Origin of the sequence: Halomonas sp. 3D7M (assembly GCF_014897885.1) — a bacterium.
GTDB lineage: Bacteria > Pseudomonadota > Gammaproteobacteria > Pseudomonadales > Halomonadaceae > Vreelandella.
In genome coordinates this window covers 78,248-81,723 of sequence record NZ_JABUZF010000208.1, presented here as the reverse complement: position 1 = coordinate 81,723, position 3,476 = coordinate 78,248, and the positions used below count along the sequence as shown (strand labels likewise).

General features: G+C 56.7%; 4 protein-coding genes and 1 pseudogene. All 5 read right to left on the bottom strand.

Annotated elements, in window-relative coordinates; all coding sequences use genetic code 11:
• The coding region (locus tag INT22_RS11855) for an FGGY family carbohydrate kinase (RefSeq protein WP_264298839.1) at nucleotides 1–317 on the bottom strand (317 nt) is incomplete at its 3' end.
• Nucleotides 317–1,804, bottom strand: coding sequence for a mannitol dehydrogenase family protein (locus tag INT22_RS11850; protein ID WP_193061572.1), 1,488 nt, complete (start codon nucleotides 1,802–1,804; stop codon nucleotides 317–319). The genes INT22_RS11850 and INT22_RS11855, both read right to left, overlap by 1 nt.
• A 37-nt stretch (nucleotides 1,805–1,841) precedes the next feature.
• Nucleotides 1,842–2,462: a nucleoside/nucleotide kinase family protein gene (locus tag INT22_RS11845; protein WP_193061571.1), complete on the bottom strand. Its 621-nt coding sequence runs from the start codon at nucleotides 2,460–2,462 to the stop codon at nucleotides 1,842–1,844.
• Nucleotides 2,463–2,469: 7 nt separating this feature from the next.
• Complete coding sequence (locus tag INT22_RS11840; protein ID WP_193061570.1) at nucleotides 2,470–3,255, bottom strand: L-iditol 2-dehydrogenase; 786 nt, start codon at nucleotides 3,253–3,255, stop codon at nucleotides 2,470–2,472.
• Nucleotides 3,239–3,476 (bottom strand): annotated as a pseudogene (locus INT22_RS20895) (HAD family hydrolase); the annotation flags it as partial. The gene INT22_RS11840 and the pseudogene INT22_RS20895, both read right to left, overlap by 17 nt.

Below are 3,476 nucleotides of genomic sequence, written 5' to 3'. Positions count from 1 at the left end.
GCACTGGTTTCGGTATCGCACCACAGTTTGGCGGGATACACCGGCACACCATCCGCATCCAGTGCCACCATGCCGTGCTGCTGTCCGGAAACGCCAATCCCCCGCACCTGCTTGGCATCAATACCAGCATGCTCAAGTGCTTGAAAAAAAGCTCCTTTGAGCGCTGCCAGCCACTCTGCTGGCGCCTGTTCCCGGCGGCCATGCTCTCCCTCGTCTAGGCTATGGGGACGACTGCCTTCACCCAGGATGACGCCACGCTCCACATCTACCACCACAACTTTGGTACTCTGTGTACCGCAATCTACCCCGATATACATCACAACGTTCCTTTGGACGCGACCAGAGCCTCAAGAGTAGCCCGTGCTCCCCGTTCATGCAGCGACGTCAATGACTTTAGGTAAGCGTTTAGAAAGCGAGGCTGGTCAGCCAAGTCGCCAAACAGCTCGCGGTTCTCGACAAACGCAGCGGGGTTCGTGCGGTTGTTAGTGGCAATAGCCATCAATGGCTCACGCAGACGGTCCACAATATCGATAGCTTCTCCCTGCTCATCGACGCCTTCAGCGTAACGTGCCCAGCTGGCGACCACGGCGGCGCTGCGCTTAATCTCACCTCCCAGGGCAAGTTGCTGGCGAATGACAGGCACGAGCCATTTGGGAATGCGATCAGAGCTTTCAGCACAGAGTCGTGCCAGAGTGTCTTTAATTTGCGGGTTGGCGAAGCGTTCAATCAGGGTCAGCCGATAGGTTTCTAAATCTACCCCTGGCACTGGCGCCAGCGTAGGCGTGCCCTCTTCACGCATATAGCCCAGCAAAAACTCGACAAACAGCGGGTCTTGGCAAACTTCATGGGCATAGCGGTAGCCTGCCAAGTAGCCGAAGTAAGCAAGCGCCTGATGACTGGCATTGAGCAGTCGAAGCTTCATCAGCTCATAAGGCTCTACATCATCGACAAGTTGCACGCCTACTTTCTCAAGCGCCGGGCGACCCAAGGGAAAGTGATCTTCCAACACCCATTGGGTGAAGGGCTCGCATACCACTGGCCAGGCATCTTCTACATCAAACCGCTGGGCCAGCTCGTCAATATCCGTAGGCGCTGTCACTGGTGTGATGCGATCCACCATGGCATTGGGAAACGCCACTTCGGCAGCTAGCCAGTCGCCAAGCCCTGCGCTGCGTGCACGGGCGTAGGCACTGAACATGCGTTTAGCCACGTCACCGTTACCTTGAATATTGTCGCAGGACATCACCGTAAAAGGTGCAATGCCTCGCGCCCGGCGGCGAACCAGAGCTTCCACCACTAAGCCAAAGCTGGTGGAAGGCTGCTCTGGGTGGGCGAGATCATCACGTACCTGTGGAGAATCCAGATTGAATTCTCCAGTCACTGGATGGAAGTTGTAGCCACCTTCCGTCACGGTGAGCGACACAATCTTGATGGCGGGATCGGCCATTTTTTCGATCACCGCTTCGGGGTCTTCTGGCGCAAACAGGTAATCCACCATACTGCCGATCACACGGGGCTGATACTCGCCGTCGGGGTGTTTCACCACGAGCGTATAGAGATAGTCTTGCGCAGCAAGGGCCTGCTGCATACGCTTATCGCCGGGCATTACTCCCACCCCCACAATGCCCCACTCAAGCGCCTCACCCTGGTTCATTAGTGCGTCTAGGTACATCGCTTGATGAGCACGATGAAAACCACCGACGCCAATATGCACGATGCCTGGCGTCACGGCCTGCCGATCATAAGTAGGCGTCTCAACCGCCGCACTGAGAGCACCCATGTTGTGATTATTAAGCTGAGTCATCGTCACTCTCCGGGTCATTTGTTAGCCACGCCGCGCCCTAGCGCCAGCGCTGGTCAGGTGGCACGCTGCCGTTTTTTACAAGTTCAGCGTTAAGCATGTCTTTTTGATGAGCGCGCTCGAGAGCGCCGATATGGTCTTGGCCCATGCACAGCCAGCGATTCACCAACCGCTCAACCAGTACGGCATCGTCCACATCGATAAACAGCGTCCAGTCGAACAGCTTGTGCAGCGCCCGCCAGGGTTCTTGATCCAGCAGTAGGTAATTACCTTCCACAATCACAATGCGCTGCGCTGGAGTAATCAACCGCCCCCCGGCTCGAGCAAGATCCAGCGGACGGTCAAACACCGGCACCGCTACCGGTTGATCTGCGCGACGAATGCGCGCTAAATCATGATGTAAGCCATCGACATCGAAGGTGTGCGGCGCGCCTTTCACCGGCAGTTGCTCATCACCTAGCACGGCGTTATCGAAGTGGTAGCCATCCATCGGCACCACGGCTGCCTGCCCTGGCCGCTGCTGATTAATCGCATCGCATAACAGCGCGCTGCGATAAGACTTACCTGCCCCGGGGGGCCCCGCCAGGGCAACCATAAAGCGCGTTTTGCCTTCGGCGGCATCCAACAGTTGGTGGCTTAACGAAACAAGATCAGGGGTCATAGGCGTCTCAACTCATCCAGTTGCCACCATCGACGTTGAGCGTCTGGGCAACGATGTAGTCACTATCCTGACTAGCAAGAAACACGGCGGCCCCCGTGTGGTCTTCCGGCAATCCCATACGCCCAAAGGGCACAGACTCGCCAACCAAACGCTTTTTCTCGCCCAGCGGGCGGTTCTCATAGCGTGCAAACAGTGCATCGACTTCTTCCCACATCGGCGTATCCACTACCCCCGGTGCAATGCCGTTCACGTTAATACGGTGCTTGATCAAATCCAGCCCACAGGACTGGGTCAGGCTAATCACAGCGGCTTTACTCGCACAGTAAACGCTGACGAGTGGCTCGCCCCGTCGGCCTGCCTGAGACGACATATTAATAATTTTGCCCCCTTGGCCTTGTGCCACCATGGCGCGAGCCACGATCTGCAGGGTAAAAAACAGCCCCTTGGCATTCACCGCAAACTGCTTGTCAAAGCTGGCCTCTGTCACCTCGAGCACCGGTGCCATATCAAACACCGCGGCGTTATTGACTAAAATATCGATCCCACCAAATCGCTCGGTAACGCGCTCCACCATGGCGTTGATAGAGGCTTGATCGCACACGTTCAGCACGACACCCATCACGCGCTCGGCACCAGCGTCTTGTTGCAGCGTGGCGAGCGCATCGTCAATGGCGTTGGCATCGATGTCGGCCACAATGACCTTCGCCCCTTCGGCGAGGTAGCGCTGAGCAATGGCTAAACCGATACCACGGGCACCGCCAGTAATGACGGCGCGTTTATTGAGCAGTTTCATTGTTATCTTGTCCTTGCAAATGGGATTGCCACTCGTCTACTAAAGCGTGAAGTCCGCGCATATGGGGCAAAATTCGCCAAGCGCCCGCCGCCAGTAGCCGTGAAGACTGCTGTTCATCTATATGACTTGCCCCTACAAAACCAATCACTCGCATGCCTGCAGCATAAGCAGCGGTCACTCCTGCCACGCTATCTTCTACCACCAGGCAGCGGCTGGGGGGG